This is a genomic window from Pseudomonas kulmbachensis (assembly GCF_963681935.1).
Taxonomy (GTDB): Bacteria; Pseudomonadota; Gammaproteobacteria; order Pseudomonadales; family Pseudomonadaceae; genus Aquipseudomonas; species Aquipseudomonas kulmbachensis.
In genome coordinates, this window is the sequence record NZ_OY817088.1 from 402,602 (window position 1) to 424,614 (window position 22,013).

Genomic DNA, 22,013 nt, shown 5'->3' on the forward strand with positions numbered 1-22,013 from the left:
ACCCATGACCGTGTTGAAGATGACCGACCTCGATCTGCAAGGTAAACGCGTACTGATCCGCGAAGACCTCAACGTCCCAGTCAAGGACGGTGTAGTCACCAGCGATGCGCGTATCCTCGCTGCGCTGCCGACCATCAAGCTGGCGTTGGAAAAAGGCGCGGCGGTTATGGTCTGCTCGCACCTGGGACGCCCGACTGAAGGCGAGTTTTCGGCTGAAAACAGCCTCAAGCCAGTGGCTGAATACCTGAGCAAGGCCCTGGGCCGTGAAGTGCCGCTGGTCAGCGACTACCTCAATGGTGTCGAGATCAAAGCGGGCGACATCGTGCTGTTCGAAAACGTACGCTTCAACAAGGGCGAAAAGAAAAACGCCGACGAACTGGCCAAGCAATACGCTGCTCTGTGCGACGTGTTTGTGATGGACGCATTCGGCACCGCTCACCGCGCCGAAGGTTCGACCCACGGCGTGGCCAAATTCGCCAAGGTTGCCGCTGCGGGCCCGTTGCTGGCTGCTGAGCTGGACGCACTGGGCAAGGCCCTGGGCGCCCCGGCCAAGCCGATGGCGGCGATTGTTGCCGGTTCCAAGGTGTCGACCAAACTGGAAGTGCTCAACAGCCTGAGCCAGATCTGCGACCTGCTGATCGTGGGTGGCGGTATCGCCAACACCTTCCTGGCTGCAGCCGGTCACCCAGTGGGTAAATCGTTGTACGAGCCAGACCTGCTGGACACCGCCCGCGCTATCGCCGCCAAGGTCAACGTACCTTTGCCGACTGACGTGGTAGTGGCTAAAGAGTTTGCCGAAAGCGCCGTTGCAACCGTCAAGCTGATCGCTGACGTTGCTGGCGACGACATGATCCTGGACATCGGACCGCAAACGGCTGCGCATTTTGCCGAGCTGCTCAAGTCATCCAATACTATTCTGTGGAACGGCCCGGTTGGCGTGTTCGAGTTTGACCAGTTCGGTAACGGCACCAAGGTTCTGGCCCAGGCCATTGCTGATAGCGCAGCGTTCTCGATTGCTGGTGGCGGCGACACACTGGCGGCTATCGACAAGTACGGTATTGCTGATCAAATCTCCTACATCTCCACCGGTGGCGGTGCGTTCCTTGAGTTCGTCGAAGGCAAGGTACTGCCTGCCGTTGAAGTTCTGGAAAGCCGCGCCAAAGCCTGAATGTGATTCTGGCCCTGAAAGGAAGCATGGACATGGTCAAGTTGTTACCGCTGTTGATGATCGCGGGCTTTTTGGCCGGTTGCGCCGGTTCGAACACGCCGACGCCCGAAGCAGCCACCCCTGAAGAGAGTGGTTGCTACCAGGCAGACTGGCAGGCGCAAAGCGTACCGCTGGTCAATAAACGCTCAGGGCCTGAGGCGCTGGAGAAATACGAGTCGCCCAAGGCTTCACAAGAGCGTGGGTGCCCTTGATTTGAAATGTGCCCTACTTGTGGGAGCGAGCCTGCTCGCGACAACTTCAGCGCGATGAGGCAAATATGCCGAGTTGCCTACATCGCGAGCATGCTCGCTCCCACATTTGGCTCGAGCAGCTATAGCTGAAGCTGTAACGTTTCAGCTACACAAAATCCGCATTTCAGGGGCCAACCCCCGATCTGCAATAACTTGAATAGCAGCCGCCGCTACGGCAGGCTTGCACGATTAACGACCCTTGTCCGGGAGAGACACACACAATGGCACTTATCAGCATGCGCCAGATGTTGGACCACGCCGCCGAATTCGGCTACGGCGTTCCAGCCTTCAACGTCAACAACCTTGAGCAGATGCGCGCCATCATGGAAGCCGCTGACAAGACCGACTCCCCGGTGATCGTTCAGGCTTCGGCCGGCGCGCGCAAGTACGCAGGTGCTCCATTCCTGCGTCACTTGATCCTGGCTGCAATCGAAGAATTCCCGCATATCCCGGTGTGCATGCACCAGGACCACGGCACCAGCCCTGACGTTTGCCAGCGCTCGATCCAGCTGGGCTTCAGCTCGGTCATGATGGACGGCTCGCTGGGCGAAGACGGCAAAACCCCAACCGACTACGACTACAACGTTCGCGTTACTCAGCAGACTGTTGCCCTGGCTCACGCTTGCGGTGTGTCGGTTGAAGGCGAGCTGGGCTGCCTGGGTTCGCTGGAAACCGGCATGGCTGGCGAAGAAGACGGTATTGGCGCAGAAGGCGTTCTGGATCACAGCCAGATGCTGACTGACCCGGAAGAAGCGGCTGACTTCGTCAAGCGCACTCAAGTGGATGCCCTGGCAATTGCCATCGGTACTTCCCACGGCGCTTACAAGTTCACCAAGCCACCTACCGGTGACGTGTTGGCTATCGACCGTATCAAGGAAATCCACAAACGCATTCCGAACACTCACTTGGTGATGCACGGCTCGTCCTCTGTTCCACAAGAGTGGCTGGCGATCATCAACGAGTTCGGCGGCGACATCAAAGAAACCTACGGTGTGCCGGTAGAAGAAATCGTTGAAGGCATCAAGCACGGCGTGCGCAAGGTCAACATCGACACCGACCTGCGTCTGGCATCGACTGGTGCCATGCGTCGCCTGATGGCGACCAACCCGAGCGAGTTCGACCCGCGCAAGTTCTTCGGCGCAACCGTAACTGCCATGCGTGACGTGTGTATCGCTCGTTACGAAGCTTTCGGTACTGCCGGTAACGCTTCGAAGATCAAGCCGATCTCTCTGGAAGCCATGTACCAGCGTTACCTCAAAGGTGAGCTGAACGCCAAGGTCAACTAAGACCCGAGCGTTATAAAAAAGCCCGCAGCGATGCGGGCTTTTTTGTGGGCGCGGTTTTCATGCGCTCCGGTGTATTTGCTCCGGATCGACGCCGTTTGCCCTGAGCAACGCATCGACCAGTGAACGCGACATCTCGACCGAATGCACCAGTGACCAGACCAGGCCGCGCTCTATGCCGCTGGCGAATACGGTGATTTCATCCGAGACCTCTTCGGTGCTTTTGAGCATCAGTGAAACATGGGACAACGCTTCTATCGCACGAATGTCAGGCAGCACGCCAAAGGGGGATTTTGGGCTGGTCTTGAGTGCCTGTGTGGGCTTGAGGCTGTCGAGGGAAACAGGTGGGGCCTGGAGCATGGCGTCGAGAATGCGCCGGGTAGCCTCATCGTGCTGATGATCATCACGCTTGATGCCAGTTGCTTTGGGATCGTCGGGCGTCGTCTTTTTCATGTCTGTTCCACGGGGATCATCGGCGACTGGTGAAGATAGCCCCGGGTCTTTCATAGCTGCAAGCAGCGCATGTGGGTATCAGGCTTTCTCGGAAATGTCCGTCTCTTGGCGGTGTAAAAGTCTGACGTAGTAGCGTTGGGGTTGAATTCGCTACACTGGCGTACTTTTATGCTGTGCGTTGCCCCCCCATGACTGTTCTCAAATACCTTCAGGCTTACCCCCAGACCTTGCAAGAGCAGGTGCGCCAAATGATTGAGCGCGACCAGCTGAGCAGTTACCTGAACGAGCGTTATCCACAACGTCACGCCATACAAAGCGACAAGGCGCTGTACACCTACGCGCAGGAGCTCAAGCAGGAATACCTGCGCAATGCGCCGTCTTTTGACAAAGTGCTGTTTGATAACAAGCTCGACCTGACCCACCGTGCGCTGGGTTTGCACACCGCCATTTCGCGGGTCCAGGGCGGCAAGCTCAAGGCCAAGAAAGAGTTGCGTGTGGCCTCGTTGTTCAAGGATACAGCGCCCGAGTTTCTGAAGATGATCGTGGTTCACGAACTGGCTCATCTGAAGGAGTCAGACCACAACAAGGCGTTTTACAAGTTGTGCGAGTACATGTTGCCGGGTTATCACCAGTTGGAGTTTGACCTGCGGGTGTATCTGACCTGGCGGGACTTGTAGCCGCTGCCCAGGTACGAGGCTGCGAGGGGGAGCGCAGCGCCCCGTGTTTCTGAATAACCGACGAAGGTCCTTTGGCCCTTATCGCAGCCTGCGGCAGCGGCTACAGGTTTATTGCCCCACCTGAATGGAGTTCTGCATGGACGTCAGCAAAACCAAAAGCAGTTTTTACCGGCGCTTGTACGTGGCCTGGTTGATCGACAGCCAGACCGCCAGCAGCGTGCCCGCATTGACGGAAGTGACCGGTATGCCGCGTCGTACCGCGCAGGACACCATTGCCGCCCTGGCTGATCTGGATATCGTTTGCGAGTTTGAACAGCAGGATGGCGCCCGCAACCATGCCGGGCGCTATCAGATTCGCAGCTGGGGCCCGGTTGATAAAAACTGGGTCGGCGAGCATCTGGTGCAGATCAAGCAGGTGCTGGGTTACCCCTGAGGTGTCAGGCGCATGCCGATGTGCGGGATGTCATCTTCAAGATAGCGTTCGCCCTCGGCGAGGAACCCGTGTTGCTCATAGAACGGCTGCAAGTGCGCCTGGGCGGACAGGAACACGGGCTGTCCCGACCAGTACTCTTCGATGTTCTCCAGGGCTTGTTCAAGCAGCGTATGCCCAAGTTTTTGCCCGCGACCCTCGGGGGCAATGATCACGCGGCCAATCACTACGTCGCCGCCCTGGGATTCAGGATCGAGCACGCGGGCGTATGCCACCAGTTGATCGTCCTGCCAGCCCATTACATGCAGGGTATCCCCCGTCAGGTCCTGCCCGTCGACGTCCTGATAGGCGCATTTTTGCTCGACGACGAATACCTTTGAGCGCAACTCCAGTATGGCGTAGAGCTGCTCTTTGCCCAGGTCGTTGTGGTGTTTGCAGAGCCAGTCAGTGGTCACGGTCTTGTCCTTGTTGGGGAGTTCATGCCCCGATAGTAGGCGCGATGCACACTGAGGCCAAGCTCTACGGCGTCTTGATCAAATGCGCGGCCAGGGTGCGCAGCGGTCCGAGCTGGCGGCAAATCAACGCCAGTTGGGTTTGCACCAGGCGCTGGTTTTCATCGAGTTCCTCGGGCATTTGTTCCAGCGCGTTGGCCAGCGTCTCTTCCTCGTCACTCTGCACCGCCACAGTTTGCTTGGTGGCCAGGCCTTGGGCGATCTGATCGATGCTGTCGGCAATCTTGCACCCGGCCTCTTCAATCAACTGCTCGCGAACTTCAGCGGGCAACTCGGTATCGCGGTGCGCGCCCAAGCCTGACAGATAGCTGAGCAAGGTGTGGGACATGACCAAAAAGCGGAAACCCATGTCGGCATCCTTACGGAAGTGCCCCGGTTCCATCAGCATATTGGCCAGCGTGGTCGACAGCGCTGCATCAGCGTTGTGGGCGTTACGGCGCGCCAGTCGATACGCCAGGTTGTCGCTTTTGCCCTGAGCGTACTGCTGCATGATCTGGCGCAGATACTGACTGTTACAGCTCAAGGTATTGGCCAGCACCTGATTCAGTCGACGGCCCTGCCAGTCCGGCAGGAACAGGAACACCGCCGCCGCCGCAATCACGCTGCCCACCAAGGTATCGAACAGTCGCGGCAGGAACAGCCCGTAGCCGTCGCCCACCTGATTGAAGCAAAACAGGATCATCAGGGTGATGGCTGCAGTGCTCAAGGTGTAGCGGGTGGTGCGGTTGATAAAGAACACGACCCCGGCCACTACGGCAAACATCGACTGCACCAGCGGGTTGGGGAACAGATCAAACAGTGCCCAGCCCACGGCCAGGCCGATAGCGGTGCCGATGATGCGTTGGCTGAATTTGCGCCGCGTGGCGCCGTAGCTCGGCTGGCACACGAACAGCGTGGTAAGGATGATCCAGTAACCTTGGCTCGGGTGAATCCAGTGCACCATTGCAAAACCGATGCTCAGGGCCAGCGGCAGGCGCAGGGCGTGGCGGAAGATCAGCGAGGTTGGCGTCAGGTGCTGGCGCAGGCGTGACCAGACATCCTTGAGGTTGCGCGGCGAACGGTCCAGCAGGCTGCTGTCGGTGGCATCGGCCAGGTTGTCGGGGTTGCTCGCGTCGCTCAGCAAACGATCAAGGGTGCCAAGGTTGGCGGCCAGCGCCCGCAGTGAACGCAAAAGGCCGCGCCAGGCCGGGTTGCTCTGGATACGCAAGTGTTCGAGGGAGGCGTGCAGATCGCTCAGGGCCTCGGCAAAGCTGTCGTCGTAGACAAACGGCTGGCGCAGCTTGATCGACTCCGACAGACGCTGGCAGGCCACGCCTTGCTGGCGCAGCAGGCGCTGGCAGCGGAACATCACGTCACTGTGGAAGAAGGCATCTGCGAGGGCGTTGTACGGGTAGTGCGAAGAGCTGGCGCGCTCGTGGATGTCCTGCGCGAGGAAGTACAGCTTGAGATAGCGGCTGAGCTTGGAGCCCGGCCGGGAGTTGCCGACCCGGTGCAGGATGATCTCTTTGGCACTGTTCAGCGCCGCTACCACTCGACCGTTTTGCCGGGCCAGTTCCAGTCGGCCCGCTTCGACATCCAGCTTGCGAATGGGCTCGAACAGCGACGATTTTATTTTCAGGTACAGGCCCAGTTCCCAAAACAACCGCGCCAGGCTTTGCTGCACCGGCTGGTTGGAAAACAGCGCCTGCCACAGCACCGACAACATCCCGTACCACGCCGCACCAGCAACCAGCAGCAAGGGCTCATGCCAAAAGTTGGTGACTTCGCCGCCGCGCTGATCGACGCCGATCATGGTGTACACGGCCAGAATCAGCGTGGCTGAGGCAATCGCCCCGTAGCGCTCGCCCAGCGCCCCGAGCATGGTCAGGCCGAAGCTGGCTAGCGCAAGCGCGCAGACCATTAACCAGGGGTAGGGGAAGAGCAGTTCGACACTGAATGCCGAGGCGGTGAAACACACTAGCGTTACCAGCAAGGCGTTCAGGCGGCCTTGCCAGCTGTCATCGGTCTCGGACAACGCGCTGGCGATAATCCCCAGGAACAGCGGGATCAGCAGCGACATCTCATCCTGATACCAGCAAAAAGCCATGCTGCCGGTCAGGGCGACAAACACCCGGACGCTGTAACTGAACTTGTCCAGCGCCCACAAGCGGCGCAGGGAATGCTGAAAGCTTTTCGATGACATGAAGTGGCGGTGCCTGGCTCGTGATTCGCTAACTTGAGCCAGTTAAGACGACAGCGCAATGGCACTGTCACATCGAACACAAAATATTTTTTGGGGTTGCCATCGCGAGCAAGCTCGCTCCCACAAGAGCAGTGCAATTTACCTGTGGGAGCGAGCCTGCTCGCGAAAGCCGCGATACGGTCTTGGACTAGACGTACTGCGCCGCCGCATACCCCGAAGCCCACGCCCACTGGAAGTTGAAGCCGCCCAGATGGCCGCTCACATCCAGTACCTCGCCGACAAAATACAAACCCGGGCTTTTCAGCGATTCCATGGTCTTGGACGACACCTCGCGGGTATCGACCCCGCCCAGGGTCACTTCGGCCGTGCGATAGCCTTCGGTGCCGGCCGGTACTACTTTCCAACTCGCCAGTTTGTCCGCCACCTGCGCGAGTTCAGCCGGGGTGTACTGCTTCATCGGCTTGGACTCGAACCAGTGCTCGGCGAGCAGATTGGCCATCTTCTTGGTGAAAATTTCACCGAGCATAGTTTTCAGCTCGCTGTTGGGGCGTTCGGCCTGTTGGGTGTGCAGCCACTGCAGTGCATCGAGGTCGGGCAGCAGGTTGATTTCAACCGTGTCACCGGTATTCCAGAACGACGAAATCTGCAAGATCGCCGGTCCGCTCAAGCCACGATGGGTGAACAGGATATTTTCCCGAAAGCTCTGATCGTTGCAGCTCACCAGGCAATCCACCGACGTGCCGGAGAGTTCGGTGCAGATCTCTTTAAGCTGATCGGTGATGGTGAACGGCACCAGCCCTGCGCGGGTGGGCAGCAGTGTGTGGCCGAATTGTTTGGCTATTTGATAACCAAAACCTGTGGCGCCCAAGGTCGGGATCGACAGCCCGCCGGTGGCGACCACCAGTGACTGGCAATCAATCGGCCCCAGCGTGGTATTGAGGCTGTAACCGTTGTCGGTTTTTTCGATCTGCTCGACCGAGGTGTCCAGGTGCAGGCTGACGCCCGCTTTTTGGCACTCATCGAGGAGCATTTCGAGGATGTCGCTGGATTTGTTATCGCAGAACAGTTGGCCGAGTTTTTTCTCGTGATACGGCACGCCGTGCTTGCACACCAGCTCGATGAAATCCCACTGGGTGTAGCGCGCCAGGGCCGACTTGCAGAAGTGCGGGTTCTGCGACAGGAAATTGTTGGGCTCGGTGTACATGTTGGTGAAGTTGCAGCGGCCACCGCCCGACATCAGGATCTTCTTTCCTGCCTTGTTGGCGTGGTCGACCAACATGACCTTGCGCCCACGCCCGGCAGCGGTCAGCGCGCACATCAAACCTGCGGCGCCAGCGCCAATAATCACAACGTCGGTAGAGCGCAAAGCGGTGTCCTCACAAAATTTATATTCAAGCCAAACCTAATGTGGGAGCGGGCTTGCTCGCGATTGCAGCACCTCGGTCATTCAGCTGAACCGAGTTGTTTGCATCGCGAGCAAGCCCGCTCCCACATTTGATCGCCAGTGTTCAGGCGATCTCTTACAAAACCCGAACGCGCAATACGCGGCCTTTGATTTTGCCTTCGCTCAAGCGCTGGGCAGCCTGTTTGGCCACGGTGCGGTCAACAGCCACGTAGGCCTGGAAGTCAAAGATCGCGATCTTGCCAACCTGGGCACCTGGAATGCCTGCGTCGCCAGTCAAGGCACCGAGGATATCGCCAGGGCGAACCTTGTCTTTACGACCAGCACCGATCACCAGCGTGCTCATGGCCGGCAGCAACGGTGCGCCGCCTTGCGAGGTGAGGGTGTCCAGGGTTTCCCAGTTCAGCGGGGCCTTTTGCAGCTGCTCGATGGCCTGGGCGCGGTGCGCTTCGGACGGCGCAACCAGGCTGATCGCAACGCCTTTTTCGCCAGCGCGACCGGTACGGCCAACGCGGTGAATGTGAATTTCCGAATCACGGGCCAGCTCAACGTTGAGCACCATGTCCAGCGCGTCGATGTCCAGACCACGGGCCGCAACGTCGGTGGCAACCAGAACCGAAGTCGAGCGGTTGGCAAACATCGCCAGTACCTGGTCGCGGTCGCGCTGTTCCAGATCGCCATGCAGGCCGACAGCCGAAATACCTTTGGAGGTCAGGTGATCAACGGTTTCCTGAACCTGCTGCTTGGTGAAGCAGAACGCTACACAAGATTGCGGGCGGAAGTGGCCCAGCACCTTGGTCACAGCACTCATGCGCTCTTCAGGCGAGATTTCGTAGAAGCGCTGCTCGATCTGGCTGTCAGTGTGCAGTGCCTCGGCTTTTACTTGCTGAGGGTTGCGCATGAACTTGGACGACAGCTGCTTGATGCCCACCGGGTAGGTGGCCGAGAACAGCAGGGTCTGGCGACGCTCCGGGGTTTTGACAATGATGTCTTCGATAGCGTCGTAGAAGCCCATGTCCAGCATGCGGTCAGCTTCGTCGAGTACCAGGGTGTTCAGACCGTCCAGTACCAGCGAGCCTTTGCGCAAGTGCTGCTGAATACGGCCCGGGGTGCCGACGATGATATGCGCGCCGTGCTCCAGCGAACCGATTTGCGGGCCGAACGACACACCGCCACACAGGGTCAGCACTTTGATGTTGTCTTCAGCGCGGGCCAGACGGCGGATTTCTTTGGCGACCTGGTCAGCCAGTTCGCGGGTAGGGCAGATCACGAGGGCCTGGCAGCCGAAGAAGCGCGGGTTGATCGGGTTCAGCAGGCCGATGCCGAAGGCGGCAGTTTTGCCACTACCGGTCTTGGCCTGAGCGATCAGGTCCATGCCTTTGAGGATCACCGGCAAGCTCTGCGCCTGAATCGGCGTCATCTGGGCATAACCGAGGGAGTCGAGGTTAGCCAGCATGGCGGCGGACAGAGGCAGAGTGTTAAAAGCGGTGGCAATGGTGGTCACGGGACTGGCCTGCAAAACAAAATGTCGCGTAGTGTACCAGTCCCATGCCCTTTGCCTGAACATTCTGGACGAGATGTAATCCAGTTCTGCTTATAAAGCCGCTTAATGTTCCAGCTCGTGCTCCGAGTTGGCCTTGGGTTTACGCCCGTCCTGCGGTGACAGTTGCAGGAAAATTGCCGCTGCCAGCATTGCCATGATCCCGACCGACAGGAAGGTCAGCTGGAACGCTCCGAGCACCGTGTCTACCCCCTCGCTGCCGCCATCTCCGGTGAAACCGCCGAGCAAGGCCCCGGCGCAAGCCACGCCCAGGCTCAAGGACAATTGTGCAACTACCGACAGCAAACTGTTGCCGCTGCTGGCGCTGGCATCATCGAGGTCGATCAGGGTCACGGTATTCATCGCGGTGAACTGCAATGAGTTGATAGCGCCTAAAACTGCCAGCATTGACAGTAACAGCGGGTAAGGCGTGTGTTCGGTGACCAACCCCATGCTGGCCAGCATCAGGCCCAGGGCAAAGGTGTTGGCGGTGAGCACGGTGCGATAACCTGCACGCTCGATCAGCGGTCGCGCAATCCACTTGGCCAGCATGGCGGCTGCGGCCAGCGGCAGCATGCTCATCCCGGCTTGCGATGGGGAATAGCCCAGCGCGACCTGGAGCAGCAAAGGCACCAGGAACGGCAGGGCGCCGCTGCCCAGACGAGCAAATAAATTGCCCAGGATGCCCACTGCAAACGTCTTGGTCTTGAACAACACCGGTGAGAACAGCGGGTTGCTGATATTGCCGGCCCGCAGCCAGTACGCCGCCAGGCACGCCATCCCGGCGAACAGCAGCAACATCACGCGCAGGTGCGGCATGTGCAATTCGCCCAAGCCTTCCATCGCAATGGTGATAAACACCATCGCCGCGCCAAACAGTACAAAGCCCACGCCGTCGAAACGGGTGCGCTCGCTGCCGCGCAAGTCCGGAATGAAGTGCCACACCGCCCAGCAACCGAGGACGCCTACGGGCAGGTTGATCAGGAAGATCCAGTGCCAGCTCAGGTATTGCACCATCCAGCCGCCCATGGTCGGGCCGATCAGTGGGCCGAGCAGGCCGGGGATAGTGATAAAGCCCATGATCCGCACCAGTTCCGAGCGCGGGTAAGCCTTGAGCACCACCAGTCGCCCGATGGGCAGCATCAAGGCACCGCCCAGGCCCTGGACGATACGTGCGCCAATCAGCTCGTTGAGGGTGCTGGACAAGGCGCAAAGCAATGAGCCAAAACTGAACAGCAGGATGGCGCCGAAGAAGATTTTTTTGGTCCCGAAACGGTCGGCGATCCAGCCTGAAGCGGGAATCAGCAGGGCCACGGTGAGCATGTAGGCAACGATTACGCCTTGCATGCGCAGCGGGTTCTCTTTCAGGTCGCTGGCCATGTCGGGCAGGGCGGTGTTGAGGATGGTGCCGTCGAGTGACTGCATGAAAAACGCGATGGCCACCACCCACGGCAACCAGCGCAGGGTTTCAGGGCTCAGAACCGGGCGTGCGGGCATAGGACCTCTTTTCATGAACTGTCAAAAATCCAATGTGGGAGCGGGCTTGCTCGCGATTGAATCGCTGCGGTTTACCTGAAAAATCCGGGCGCCGCATCGCGAGCAAGCCCGCTCCCACTATTGATCGGTGGCGATGCTTACAGGGTCAATGTGAGCTTTTTAACCAACGCCCCCGGCAGCAGGTTCGATGCGGTCTGGCGCTGGTCGTAAGTGCTGGCCGACAGCAACAACTCACGGTCAACCGTCAGCGCTTCCAGTTGCGATCCCAGCAGACTATAGACGCTGTCATCGAAGCGCATCGTGTTGACCGGGGCCTTTATCTCGCCGTTCTCGACCCAGAAGGTGGCAAAGCGGGTCATGCCGGTCAGACGTGCCGCCGGTTGGTCCGAGTAGTTCAAGTACCACAGGTTGCTGATATACAGCCCGGTGCCCAATTGCTTGAGGATATCGGCCTGTTCCAGCGTGCCCGCAGCCATCGCCAGTGCGCTAGGGGCTTCACTCCATGGCGCGCCGTTGACCTCAAGTCCATATTCGGCAGCGCTGCGCGAGCCCACCAGTTGCTGGTTGGACTGGCCGTGCTTGACCAGCGACAAGTCCTGACGCGGATACCCTTCGCCGGAAAACGCCGGGCTCAGGGACTGGCTCACCTGCTCGTCAAAAGACACCAACGGGCTCAGTTGTGCGTCACCCGCATAGAGCTTTTGCAGCGGGCTGGCTTTACTGGCCAGCGCCTGTGCCGAGAAACCGCCCCAGCACAGCATGCTCATCACTTCTTCCAGTGCCGCCGGGGCCAGGTAGGCACGGTATTCACCGGGTGCCAAGGCATGCAGCGGGCGATCGAGAAAACTCAGTTGCTCACGGGCCAGCTGCATGCGCTGGGCGAAGCGCTCGCTGTCCCAGTCGGCTCCGGCGTAGCTGGCTTTGACCGCTTGGCCATTGCTGTGAAACAGGCTCCAGTCGAAGTTGAAACTGTTGGCCTGATGCCAGCCAAACGCACCTTCGGAGCTGGCATAGCCGTAGCTGATGGGGCCGCTGGCATAAAAGCCGACCAGATCGACGCCCTTGGCTGCGCGGTGGATTTCCTCCAGTACCCGGGCGGTGTCCGGCAGAGGCTGGCCCTGTACGTTATGGCTGTTCCACGGCTGCGGGTTAAGCAGTAAATACGGGTCGGCGGGCAACAGCGGCAGTGTTTCGCGCAGTTGCTGCAAGGCCTCGGCCAAGCGCTGTTTGTCGACGTCCGACTCGCCCGCCAAGGTGAGGCTCACATCGGCGTGGCGACCGTCGTTGATCAATTTCAGGCTCAGGCTGGCCTGCTGCACAAGCCCGGCCTGGCGCACTTTACCCTTGTTGAAACGGATAAATTCCGAGGCTTCGGCGTTGTAGCCCAGGGTGAATTGCTCAGGCGAACGGATCGCTTTGCCCAGCCACTCCACCAACGCTTTGAACTGCTCGGCCTGACTCAATGGGGTACTCATCAGGCATCGCCTCCAAACACATCAATTTGACTGAATACACACGCAGGCGATGCATGGCCCACGCGGATCACCTGATTGGGCTCGCCCTTGCCGCAGTTCGGCGTGCCCAGCACCTTTAAGGTACTGGCGTCGCCCACGGCGCTGAGGTTGCGCCAGAACTGATCGGAAATACCCCGGTAGTTGGGGTTTTTGACCACACCCTTGAGTTCGCCGTTCTCGATCAATTGGCCCCATTCACAACCGAACTGGAACTTGTTGCGCGCATCGTCAATCGACCAGGAACGGTTGGTGGCCATCAGGATGCCGTGCTCGATACCGCCAACCAGCTGGGCCATTGACTGGTCGCCGGGTTCGATATTGAGGTTGGCCATGCGATCAATCGGTGGCCGGTTCCAGCTGCAGGCGCGGCTGTTGGCTACGCCGTCCAGGCCCGAACGGAACTGCGACAGGGCACCGCCCAATGGCCGCAACAGCAGGCCTTCGCGGATCAGGAATTCCTTGTGGGCCGGGGTGCCGTCGTCGTCGAAGCTGTAGCTGGCCAGTTGCTCAGGGATGTCCGGGTCAAAGGTTACGTTGAGCAATTGGGAGCCATATTGCAGGCTGCCGAAGTCACTGGCCTTGACGAAGCTGGTGCCCGCGTAGTTGCGCTCGTCACCGAGAATGCGGTCCAGCTCCAGCGGGTGGCCGATGGATTCGTGGATTTGCAAAATCATCTGGTCGGGCATCAGCAGCAGGTCGCGTTTACCCGCCGGGGCATTAGGCGCCAGCAGCAATTGCAGGGCCTGATCAGCGACCTTGGGCGCGGCACCGATCAGCCCGCAGCGGCTGATCACATCGGCGCCGCCCTGCTGGCCAAAGTTCTCACGGCCCAGGCTGCGGCTCTGGCTGTCGTTGCCGTCATAGGCGGTGACGCTCATGCCTGGATAAACAAAGCGCTGGGCGCGCCGCAACTCGGCGCCTGCGCTGTTGAGATAGATTTGCTCGACGTGATTGAGGCCCAGCGAAACGTCCCAGCTCACCAGTCGCTCGTCTTTGGGCACGGCCGCCGATTCGGCGCCGAGCAGCTCAAAGCAGTCGCTGAGTGACGGGAAAGCCTGATCGAGATTGGGCGAGTAATAGTCGGCGCGTTCGTGAGACACCGGCTCCTGGCTCAGATCGAGCAGGGCGTGGGCGGCGATCAGTTGCGCCTGGGCTTCGGCACGTTCGAGGGCGGCCTGCAGACCGGCTTGCGACAGGTCATTGGTGGCGGCGTAGGCTTCGACACCCTTGAGCCGCACCGTGAGCATGGCGCCCTGGTCGTGACTGAATGAAGGAGGTTCTGCGACGTTCTTGCGTACCGACAGGTATTGCCCGGACTCGCGTACGTAACGCAGCGAAAAGAACTCGGCCCGGGTGCGCAGCGCGCCAAAGCGCTGCTTGAGCTGAGGGTAAAAATCGAACATGCACAGACCTCCTTGTTAGAGCCAACAGCCCCCCGCCCTAATCCTCTCCCGGAGAGAGAGAGGGGACCGATTGGGGGAGTGATCTCAAAGAACAGCGTTGAATCCAGCATCAACTCGGTCAGCTCCCTCTCCCTCTGGGAGAGGGTTGAACTGAGGGGCTTTTAGCTTTAAACCGGGCAACCCTTGGCACGCAGGATAGCGTCAAAGCGATCAGGGTCTAGGGTGCCTTCCTCAATTGCCTTGAGTGTTGCTTGTTCGCGGGCCAGCAGGTCGTGGCAACGGATCAGCAATTCCGGCAGTTCAGTACGCGAGGCTGCGACTACGCCGTCGCCGTCGCCGATCATCAGGTCGCCGGGCATTACCAGCATCCCGGCACACGAGATCGGCACGTTGATTTCGCCGCCGCCGTCAGTGCTTGGGCCGCGGTGGACGCCGCCGATAGCGTAGGCCGGCAGTTCACCGGTTTGCCATTCGTCGAGGTCGCGCAGAGCGCCGTTGATCACCACGCCGACAATCCCGGCCTTGAGGGCCATGGCGCGCATGATGCCGCCGAATACGGCACGGGTCAGGTCGGCACTGCCGTCGATTACCAGCACATCGCCAGGGCGGGCCATTTGCATGGCTTTAAGGATCATCAGGTTGTCGCCCGGGCGCACACGTACAGTCAGGGCGCTGCCCAGCATTGGGCGCGAGCCGTGGAACGGCTTGAGGCCCAGACCGCCAACGTTACGGCCCAGGCAGTCGCTGACAGCGGCGGCAGGGATTTTGCTGAATTCGGTGAGCCATTTTGGATCGAGAGGTTCTGCGTTTGGATTAATCAGAAAGCCGGTCGGCCATTTGCTCGAAGAGACAACATCAAACATAGAAAACCTCTTGGCCAGGCAGGGCTGGCATGTCGGGTGGGGCGGGGGGGTGAGGCGCGAAACGAGGCACTAGAGTAGGCCTGCGTTGAGGCCGGGGCAAGCGGGGCAAGATGAAACAAAAGAGTTACACAAAATTCGTAGCAGCTGCCGAAGGAACGAGGCTGCGTCCGGTTGCGAAGCGACCGTGAAACCAGAGTGCGCGATTCTTCAGAAGAACCGCGTAACCTGAATTTACGACGGCTGCGCCGCCGGACGTAGCCTCGCTCCGCTCGTCAACTGCTACGAATGGTGCTTACTGCGCGGTACGGCTCACTTCACGCAGTGGCTTGCCACGTACCGGGGCATCGCCTGCGACGTAGTAGTCGGCAGTGCTGCGCGGCAGTGGCTGGCGGCCACGGATCTTGTCGGCGATTTTCTCGGCGATCATGATCGTCGGAGCGTTGAGGTTACCGGTGGTGATCAACGGCATGATCGACGCATCGACCACACGCAGACCCTGCATGCCATGCACACGGCCTTCGCCGTCGACCACAGCCATCTCGTCGGTGCCCATCTTGCACGAGCAGGATGGGTGGAAAGCGGTCTCGGCGTGTTCGCGGATAAAGGTATCCAGCTCTTCGTCGGTCTGCTTGTCGATGCCGGGGCTGATTTCGCGGCCACGGTACGCATCCAGCGCAGGCTGTTGCATGATTTCACGGGTCAGGCGGATGCCATCACGGAATTCCTGCCAGTCCTGCTCGGCAGCCATGTAGTTGAACAGGATGCTTGGGTACTCACGCGGGTCCTTGGACTTCACGTTGATCCGGCCACGGCTCGGCGAGCGCATGGAACCCATGTGCGCCTGGAAGCCGTGCTCTTTCACACCATTGCTGCCGTTGTAGTTAATCGCTACCGGCAAGAAGTGGTACTGAATGTTCGGCCATTCGAATTCTTCGCGGGTGCGGATAAAACCACCGGCTTCGAACTGGTTACTGGCGCCAATGCCTTTGCCCAGGAACATCCACTCTGCGCCAATGGCCGGCTGGTTGTACCAAAGCAATGACGGGTACAGCGACACCGGCTGGGTGCACGCGTACTGCAAGTACAGCTCAAGGTGATCCTGCAAGTTCTGGCCAACGCCCGGCAGGTCGTGGACCACTGGAATGTCGAGGCTTTTCAGCAGTTCGGCCGGGCCGACGCCAGAGCGTTGCAGCACGGTTGGCGAACCGATTGCGCCGCTGCACAGCAGGACTTCTTTACGGGCCTTGGCCAGAATTCGGGTGTCGCTGTCGCCAACCATGTAGGAAACGCCAACAGCGCGCTTGCCTTCAAATTCGATCTTGTCGGTCAGGGCGTGGGTGACGATGGTCAGGGTCGAGCGCTTCTTGGCGGTGTCCAGGTAACCGCGGGCGGTACTGGCGCGACGACCGTTAGGCGTCACGGTACGGTCCATCGGGCCGAAACCTTCCTGCTGGTAGCCGTTCAAGTCTTCGGTGCGCGGGTAACCGGCCTGTACGCCTGCTTCGACCATGGCGTGGAACAACACGTTGTTCCCGGCTTTTGGCGTCGTCACGCTGACCGGGCCATCGCCACCGTGGTAGTCGTTGGGGCCGATGTCGCGGGTTTCGGCTTTACGGAAGTACGGCAGACAGTTCAGGTAATCCCAGTCTTCGAGGCCTGGCAGTTTTGCCCAGCCATCGTAGTCCATCGCATTACCACGGATGTAGCACATGCCGTTGATCAGGGACGAGCCGCCCAGACCCTTGCCACGGCCACATTCCATGCGGCGATTGTCCATGTGTGGTTCAGGATCGGTTTCGAAGGCCCAGTTGTAGCGACGGCCTTGCAGCGGGAACGCCAGCGCCGCAGGCATTTGCGTGCGGAAATCGAAACGGTAGTCCGGGCCGCCAGCTTCAAGCAGCAGCACGGTGACGCCTTGGTCTTCAGTCAGACGGGTCGCCAGGGTGTTACCGGCAGAGCCGGCACCAATGATGATGTAATCGAATTCTTGGGACATAAAATGCACCCTCTTTAGTTGTGTCAGATCAAACCTGACCCTGTGGGAGCGGGCTTGCCCGCGATTGCATCAGCGCGGTGCAACGGATGCACCGCGTCGCCTGAATCGCGAGCAGGCTCGCTCCCACAGGGTTTGTATGGGCCGTCGGTTTAGAACACCGACACGTAGTCGCCCAACTCAACCTGGACCGATTTGATCTGGGTGTACTGGGCCAGCGAGCTGATGCCGTTTTCACGACCGATGCCCGACTGCTTGTACCCGCCCACCGGCATTTTTGCGTCGGACTCGCCCCAGGCGTTGATCCAGCAAATGCCCGCTTCCAGTTGATGAATCACGCGGTGAGCGCGGTTCAGGTCCTTGGTCACGACGCCAGCAGCCAGACCGAACTCAGTGTCGTTGGCGCGGCGGATCACTTCTTCTTCGGTGTCGTAGGTGAGGATGCTCATCACCGGGCCGAAGATTTCTTCTTTGACGATGGTCATTTCGTCAGTGCAGTCGGTGAACACGGTCGGTGCCACGAATGCACCCTTGGCCAGGTCGCCTTCGGTCAGACGTTCGCCGCCGCACAGTACGCGGGCACCTTCTTCTTTACCCTTGGCAATGTAGCCCAGCACGCTTTCCATGTGAGCGAAGCTGACCAGTGGGCCGAAGTTGGTGTTTTCATCTTCCGGGTTGCCGATGCGGATGCGTGCAACGCGTTCCAGAATCTTGGCTTCGAATGCTGCTTTCATTGCAGTCGGGATAAACACGCGAGTGCCGTTGGTGCACACCTGGCCCGAGCTGTAGAAGTTGGCCATCATCGCGGTATCAGCGGCGCGATCGAGGTCGGCGTCGTCAAAAATGATCAGTGGCGACTTGCCGCCCAATTCCATGGTTACGTCTTTCAAGGAAGAGCTGGTGGCGCTGGCGGTTACTTTTTTGCCGGTGTCGGTGCCGCCAGTGAACGAGACTTTTTCGATGCGCGGGTGTTCGGTCAGCCAGGTGCCGACTTCACGGCCGCTGCCGGTCAGAACGTTGAAAACACCGTCCGGCAGGCCGGCAGCAGTGAAGATCTCAGCCAGCTTCAGCGTGGTCAGAGACGTGACTTCGCTTGGCTTGAAGATCATTGCGTTACCGGCAGCCAGTGCAGGTGCGGATTTCCACAGAGCGATCTGGATCGGATAGTTCCACGCGCCGATACCGGCCACAACGCCCAGCGGCTCGCGACGGGTGTAAACGAACGACGTGTCGCGCAGCGGGATTTGCTCACCCTGAATGGCGGTCGCCAGGCCTGCGTAGTATTCCAGCACGTCGGCGCCGGTGACGATGTCCACGTAACGGGTTTCGGAGTACGACTTGCCGGTGTCCAGGGTCTCCAGGGCGGCCAGCTCATCGTTGCGCTCGCGCAGGATTTCAACGGCGCGACGCAGGATGCGCGAACGCTCCATGGAGGTCATGGCAGCCCAGATCTTCTGGCCTTTTTCAGCGCTGACAACGGCGCGCTCGACGTCTTCTTTGGTAGCGCGTTGCACTTGAGCGAGGACTTCGCCGTTAGCCGGGTTGATGGCATCGAAAGTAGCGTCGCTACCGGCGTCGGTGTAGCCGCCGTCGATGTAGAGTTTTTGCAGTTCGAAACGGGCCATAAAATCCTCGCAAGTGCATAAGTGGTTGGCGTTGGCCGTGAGTCGGTTGCCATCTGATTGGGGCAACTCAAACTCACGACAGTTCAGGGGTTAAGCATTGATTGAGGCCTAACTCACCTGTTTCGCCAGTTGTAGATCCATATATTCGTAGCAGATGCGTTGTGCCTGCTCGGTGTCGAAAGAATCTCCCGACAGGGCACCCCGCAACCATAGACCATCGATGAGAGCTGCCAGGCCGCGTGCTGCATTGCGGGCCTGGGCCTGCGGCAGAACTCGGCGAAATTGGCAGCACAGATTGGAGTACAAGCGGTGATCGTTGATCCGCTGCAATCTGTGCAAAGACGGCTGGTGCATGCTGGCAGCCCAGAAGGCGAGCCAGGTTTTCATCGCCGGGCCACTGACCTGGCTGGCGTCGAAGTTGCCTTCGACAATCACCTGCAGATGAGCCCGTGGGCTGCCATCGCTCAACGCCTGGCGGCGTTCGGTGACGTTGTCGATCAAAACGTTCATCAAGTACCGCATGGTGGCGGCAATCAGACCGTTCTTGTCTTTGAAGTAGTGACTGATGATGCCGTTCGACACGCCGGCCAGACGGGCAATCAGCGCAATGCTGGCATCTGCCATCCCGACCTGATCGACAGCCGTCAACGTGGCTTCGATCAACTGCTGGCGGCGTATGGGTTGCATACCGACCTTGGGCATTTTGCATATCTCCTTGGGCCGGCGAGCAGTGCATAAACATCACTGAACGGCAGCCAGTCTATTTTGTTTTGATTGAACGTTCAATCAACAAAGAATAAGCTCTGCGACAAATCGTCGCGATTTATGTCGTTTTCCTACGCATGAATGGCGCAAATCGACACGGTAAAAGCTCCGAGACCCCTGTGGGAGCGAGCCTGCTCGCGAAGGTCGCTAACAATACGCACGCTAACGGAATAGGCGCGGTGCCCTTTAAGCCTTCGCGAGCAGGCTCGCTCCCACAGACTGCATTTGTCTGAGTGAGCGGTCCGGTTTTTTAGCGGTGTCTTTATATCACTCGACCGTTGGTCGTAATCCAACCCTTTGGTCGAGTGGTGCGTTGCCTTAAGTCCTTGTCTCGCACTCCCTGGAGCACCCGTGCAATGAGTTCTGCCTCTCTTATAAAGACCCCACCGCAAAAGGTGACGGTCAACGGTTGGGTGTTTTACACCTCCACTGCCTTGATACTTTTGCTGACTGCTATCTTGATCATCGCCCCTGAAGAAGCGGGCCGTGTCCTGGGCATTGCCCAGGAATGGCTGTCGCGCAGCTTCGGCTGGTACTACATGGTGGTGATCGCCGCTTACCTGATCTTTGTGGTCGGCCTGGCATTTTCGTCCTACGGCAAATTGAAACTGGGTACCAAGCAGGACACTCCGGATTTCAGCTATGGCGCTTGGGCCGGGATGCTGTTCTCGTCCGGTATCGGTATTTCGCTGCTGTACTTCGGCGCTTCCGAGCCGCTGGACCACTACTTCAACCCGCCTGAAGGCGTGTCGGGCAGCCATGAGGCAGCGCGTCAGGCGTTGCAGCTGACTTTCCTGCACTGGGGCCTGCATGGCTGGGCGATTTACGCACTGGTTGGCCTGGCAGTGGCCTACTTTGCCTATCGTCACAACCAGCCGCTGGCGCTGCGCTCGGCGTTGTACCCGTTGATGGGCGAACGTTGGGTCAAGGGTGCTGCGGGCCATGCGGTAGACGGTTTTGGCATGTTCGTGACGCTGCTCGGTCTGGTGACCAACCTGGGTATTGGTTCGATGCAGGTTTCGTCGGGGCTGGAGAACCTGTTCGGCATGGAACACAGCAATACCAACCTGCTGATTGTGATCATCGTGATGAGTACCGTAGCCACCATCGCTGCGGTGTCGGGTGTTGAGAATGGTATCCGTCGCCTGTCCAACCTGAACATCGTGCTGTTCAGCGGCTTGCTGATTTTCGTGCTTCTGTTCGGCCCGACCCTGCACCTGCTCAACGGTCTGGTGCAAAACACCGGCGATTACCTCAACGGTATCGTGATGAAAACCTTCGACCTGTACGTGTACGTAGGCGATAGCAAAAAGACTGAGGGCTGGTTGGGTCTGTGGACTCTGTTCTACTGGGCATGGTGGATTTCCTGGGCCCCATTCGTAGGTATGTTTATTGCGCGTATTTCCCGTGGTCGTACGGTGCGTGAGCTGGTCGCGGGCGTGTTGCTGATCCCGCTGGGTTTCACTTTGGCCTGGTTGTCGATTTTCGGTAACTCGGCACTGGATCTGGTGGTTAACCAGGGTGCAGTCGAGTTGGGGAAAACGGCGCTTGAACAGCCGTCGATGGCGATTTACCAACTGCTTGAGCATTACCCCGCGTCGAAAATCGTTATTGGTGTGTCGATCTTTGTCGGCTTTGTGCTGTTCCTGACCCCGGCGGATTCCGGCGCGGTGATGATGGCCAACCTGTCGTGTAAAGGCGGTGATGTAGACGAAGACGCGCCGCACTGGTTACGGATCTTCTGGTCGGCGGTGATCACGCTGGTGACCATCGGCCTGCTGTTTGCCGGTAACTTTGCTGCCATGCAAACCATGGTGGTGCTGGCCGGCCTGCCGTTCTCGGTGGTGTTGATCCTGTTTATGTTTGGCCTGCACAAAGCGATGCGTCAGGACACCCTGATTGAACAGGAACAAGCTGAACTGGCTGCCCGTGGCCGTCGTGGTTTCAGCGAGCGCTTGACTGCACAAGATCTGCAACCGACCCAGGCGGTGGTGCAGCGCTTTATGGACAAACACGTGACTCCGGCACTGGAAGACGCGGCGGTGCAACTGCGCAGCCAGGGCCTGGACGTGCAAACCCTGCTGGGCAGCGCCAAGCGTTGCATGGGCGTGCGGATTGAGATGGAAGAGGGCAATCCGTTTGTCTACGAAGTCAGCCTGGACGGTTATCTGGCCGCTCCGAGCGGGTCTGATCAGGATGAAGTGCGCAGTCGTTACTACCGGGCCGAGGTGTATCTGCACAACGGCAACCAGGATTACGACCTGATGGGCTTCACCCAGGAGCAAATCAGCCGTGATGTGCTCGATCAGTTTGAAAGCCATCGCCAGCTCCTTGGCAGGGTTTATAGCTAAGAACTGAGACCTCGTATGGGAGCGGGCTTGCTCGCGATGCAAGCGGCGCGGTGTATCCGATGCAC

18 protein-coding genes are annotated in these 22,013 nt (G+C 59.3%); 6 read left to right on the top strand and 12 right to left on the bottom strand.

Going from position 1 to position 22,013, the window contains the following annotated elements:
- The first annotated feature begins 4 nt into the window (after positions 1-4).
- From U5A05_RS02000 to fba, 3 genes are all read left to right on the top strand, one after another.
- Positions 5-1,168: a phosphoglycerate kinase gene (locus U5A05_RS02000; protein ID WP_261740610.1), complete on the top strand. Its 1,164-nt coding sequence runs from the start codon at positions 5-7 to the stop codon at positions 1,166-1,168.
- Between the two features lie 32 nt (positions 1,169-1,200).
- The gene (locus U5A05_RS02005) at positions 1,201-1,419 is read left to right on the top strand and encodes a hypothetical protein (RefSeq protein WP_261740611.1); all 219 of its coding nucleotides are present in this window, start codon (positions 1,201-1,203) and stop codon (positions 1,417-1,419) included.
- A 260-nt stretch (positions 1,420-1,679) separates the two neighbouring features.
- Positions 1,680-2,744 carry a class II fructose-bisphosphate aldolase gene (gene fba, locus U5A05_RS02010; RefSeq protein ID WP_004419605.1) on the top strand — a complete coding sequence of 355 codons (1,065 nt, stop codon included), beginning with the start codon at positions 1,680-1,682 and terminating at the stop codon, positions 2,742-2,744.
- 57 nt (positions 2,745-2,801) lie between these two features.
- On the opposite strand, the gene U5A05_RS02015 is transcribed toward fba, so the two are convergent.
- A complete protein-coding gene (locus U5A05_RS02015) occupies positions 2,802-3,194 on the bottom strand; it encodes a hypothetical protein (RefSeq protein WP_261740612.1) in 393 nt (130 codons plus the stop codon).
- Between the two features lie 188 nt (positions 3,195-3,382).
- Between U5A05_RS02015 and U5A05_RS02020 the strand changes: the two genes are divergently transcribed.
- A complete protein-coding gene (locus U5A05_RS02020; protein WP_261740613.1) occupies positions 3,383-3,871 on the top strand; it encodes a M48 family metallopeptidase in 489 nt (162 codons plus the stop codon).
- Between the two features lie 136 nt (positions 3,872-4,007).
- Positions 4,008-4,304 (top strand): winged helix-turn-helix domain-containing protein, encoded by a 297-nt coding sequence (locus tag U5A05_RS02025; RefSeq protein WP_261740614.1) that lies wholly within the window; start codon positions 4,008-4,010, stop codon positions 4,302-4,304.
- Here the strand turns inward: U5A05_RS02025 and U5A05_RS02030 are convergent.
- The 11 genes from U5A05_RS02030 to betI all read right to left on the bottom strand — a co-directional run bounded on the left by U5A05_RS02030 (position 4,295) and on the right by betI (position 19,534).
- Positions 4,295-4,756, bottom strand: coding sequence for a GNAT family N-acetyltransferase (locus U5A05_RS02030; RefSeq protein ID WP_261740615.1), 462 nt, complete (start codon positions 4,754-4,756; stop codon positions 4,295-4,297). The two genes, U5A05_RS02025 and U5A05_RS02030, sit on opposite strands and share 10 nt — an antisense overlap.
- A gap of 64 nt (positions 4,757-4,820) precedes the next feature.
- Positions 4,821-6,995, bottom strand: coding sequence for a YccS family putative transporter (yccS, locus tag U5A05_RS02035; RefSeq protein ID WP_261740616.1), 2,175 nt, complete (start codon positions 6,993-6,995; stop codon positions 4,821-4,823).
- A 187-nt stretch (positions 6,996-7,182) separates the two neighbouring features.
- Positions 7,183-8,361 carry a BaiN/RdsA family NAD(P)/FAD-dependent oxidoreductase gene (locus tag U5A05_RS02040; protein WP_321835471.1) on the bottom strand — a complete coding sequence of 393 codons (1,179 nt, stop codon included), beginning with the start codon at positions 8,359-8,361 and terminating at the stop codon, positions 7,183-7,185.
- Between the two features lie 154 nt (positions 8,362-8,515).
- Positions 8,516-9,853: an ATP-dependent RNA helicase DbpA gene (gene dbpA / locus U5A05_RS02045; RefSeq protein ID WP_261742358.1), complete on the bottom strand. Its 1,338-nt coding sequence runs from the start codon at positions 9,851-9,853 to the stop codon at positions 8,516-8,518.
- A gap of 150 nt (positions 9,854-10,003) precedes the next feature.
- Positions 10,004-11,434: a multidrug transporter subunit MdtD gene (gene mdtD / locus U5A05_RS02050; protein ID WP_261740618.1), complete on the bottom strand. Its 1,431-nt coding sequence runs from the start codon at positions 11,432-11,434 to the stop codon at positions 10,004-10,006.
- Between the two features lie 137 nt (positions 11,435-11,571).
- On the bottom strand, positions 11,572-12,909 hold the full coding sequence (locus U5A05_RS02055; RefSeq protein WP_321835473.1) for a TldD/PmbA family protein: 1,338 nt from the start codon (positions 12,907-12,909) through the stop codon (positions 11,572-11,574).
- Positions 12,909-14,351 (bottom strand): TldD/PmbA family protein, encoded by a 1,443-nt coding sequence (locus tag U5A05_RS02060; RefSeq protein WP_321835474.1) that lies wholly within the window; start codon positions 14,349-14,351, stop codon positions 12,909-12,911. The genes U5A05_RS02055 and U5A05_RS02060 overlap by 1 nt, the downstream gene beginning before the upstream one ends.
- A 167-nt stretch (positions 14,352-14,518) precedes the next feature.
- Complete coding sequence (locus tag U5A05_RS02065; protein WP_321835476.1) at positions 14,519-15,214, bottom strand: RraA family protein; 696 nt, start codon at positions 15,212-15,214, stop codon at positions 14,519-14,521.
- A 292-nt stretch (positions 15,215-15,506) separates the two neighbouring features.
- Complete coding sequence (gene betA, locus U5A05_RS02070) at positions 15,507-17,210, bottom strand: choline dehydrogenase (protein WP_261740622.1); 1,704 nt, start codon at positions 17,208-17,210, stop codon at positions 15,507-15,509.
- 149 nt (positions 17,211-17,359) lie between these two features.
- On the bottom strand, positions 17,360-18,832 hold the full coding sequence (gene betB, locus U5A05_RS02075; protein WP_261740623.1) for a betaine-aldehyde dehydrogenase: 1,473 nt from the start codon (positions 18,830-18,832) through the stop codon (positions 17,360-17,362).
- A 108-nt stretch (positions 18,833-18,940) separates the two neighbouring features.
- Positions 18,941-19,534, bottom strand: coding sequence for a transcriptional regulator BetI (gene betI, locus U5A05_RS02080; RefSeq protein WP_261740624.1), 594 nt, complete (start codon positions 19,532-19,534; stop codon positions 18,941-18,943).
- Between the two features lie 476 nt (positions 19,535-20,010).
- Here betI and U5A05_RS02085 point away from each other — a divergent pair, with 476 nt between their 5' ends.
- Positions 20,011-21,948 carry a BCCT family transporter gene (locus tag U5A05_RS02085; RefSeq protein ID WP_261742359.1) on the top strand — a complete coding sequence of 646 codons (1,938 nt, stop codon included), beginning with the start codon at positions 20,011-20,013 and terminating at the stop codon, positions 21,946-21,948.
- Positions 21,949-22,013 lie beyond the last annotated feature (65 nt).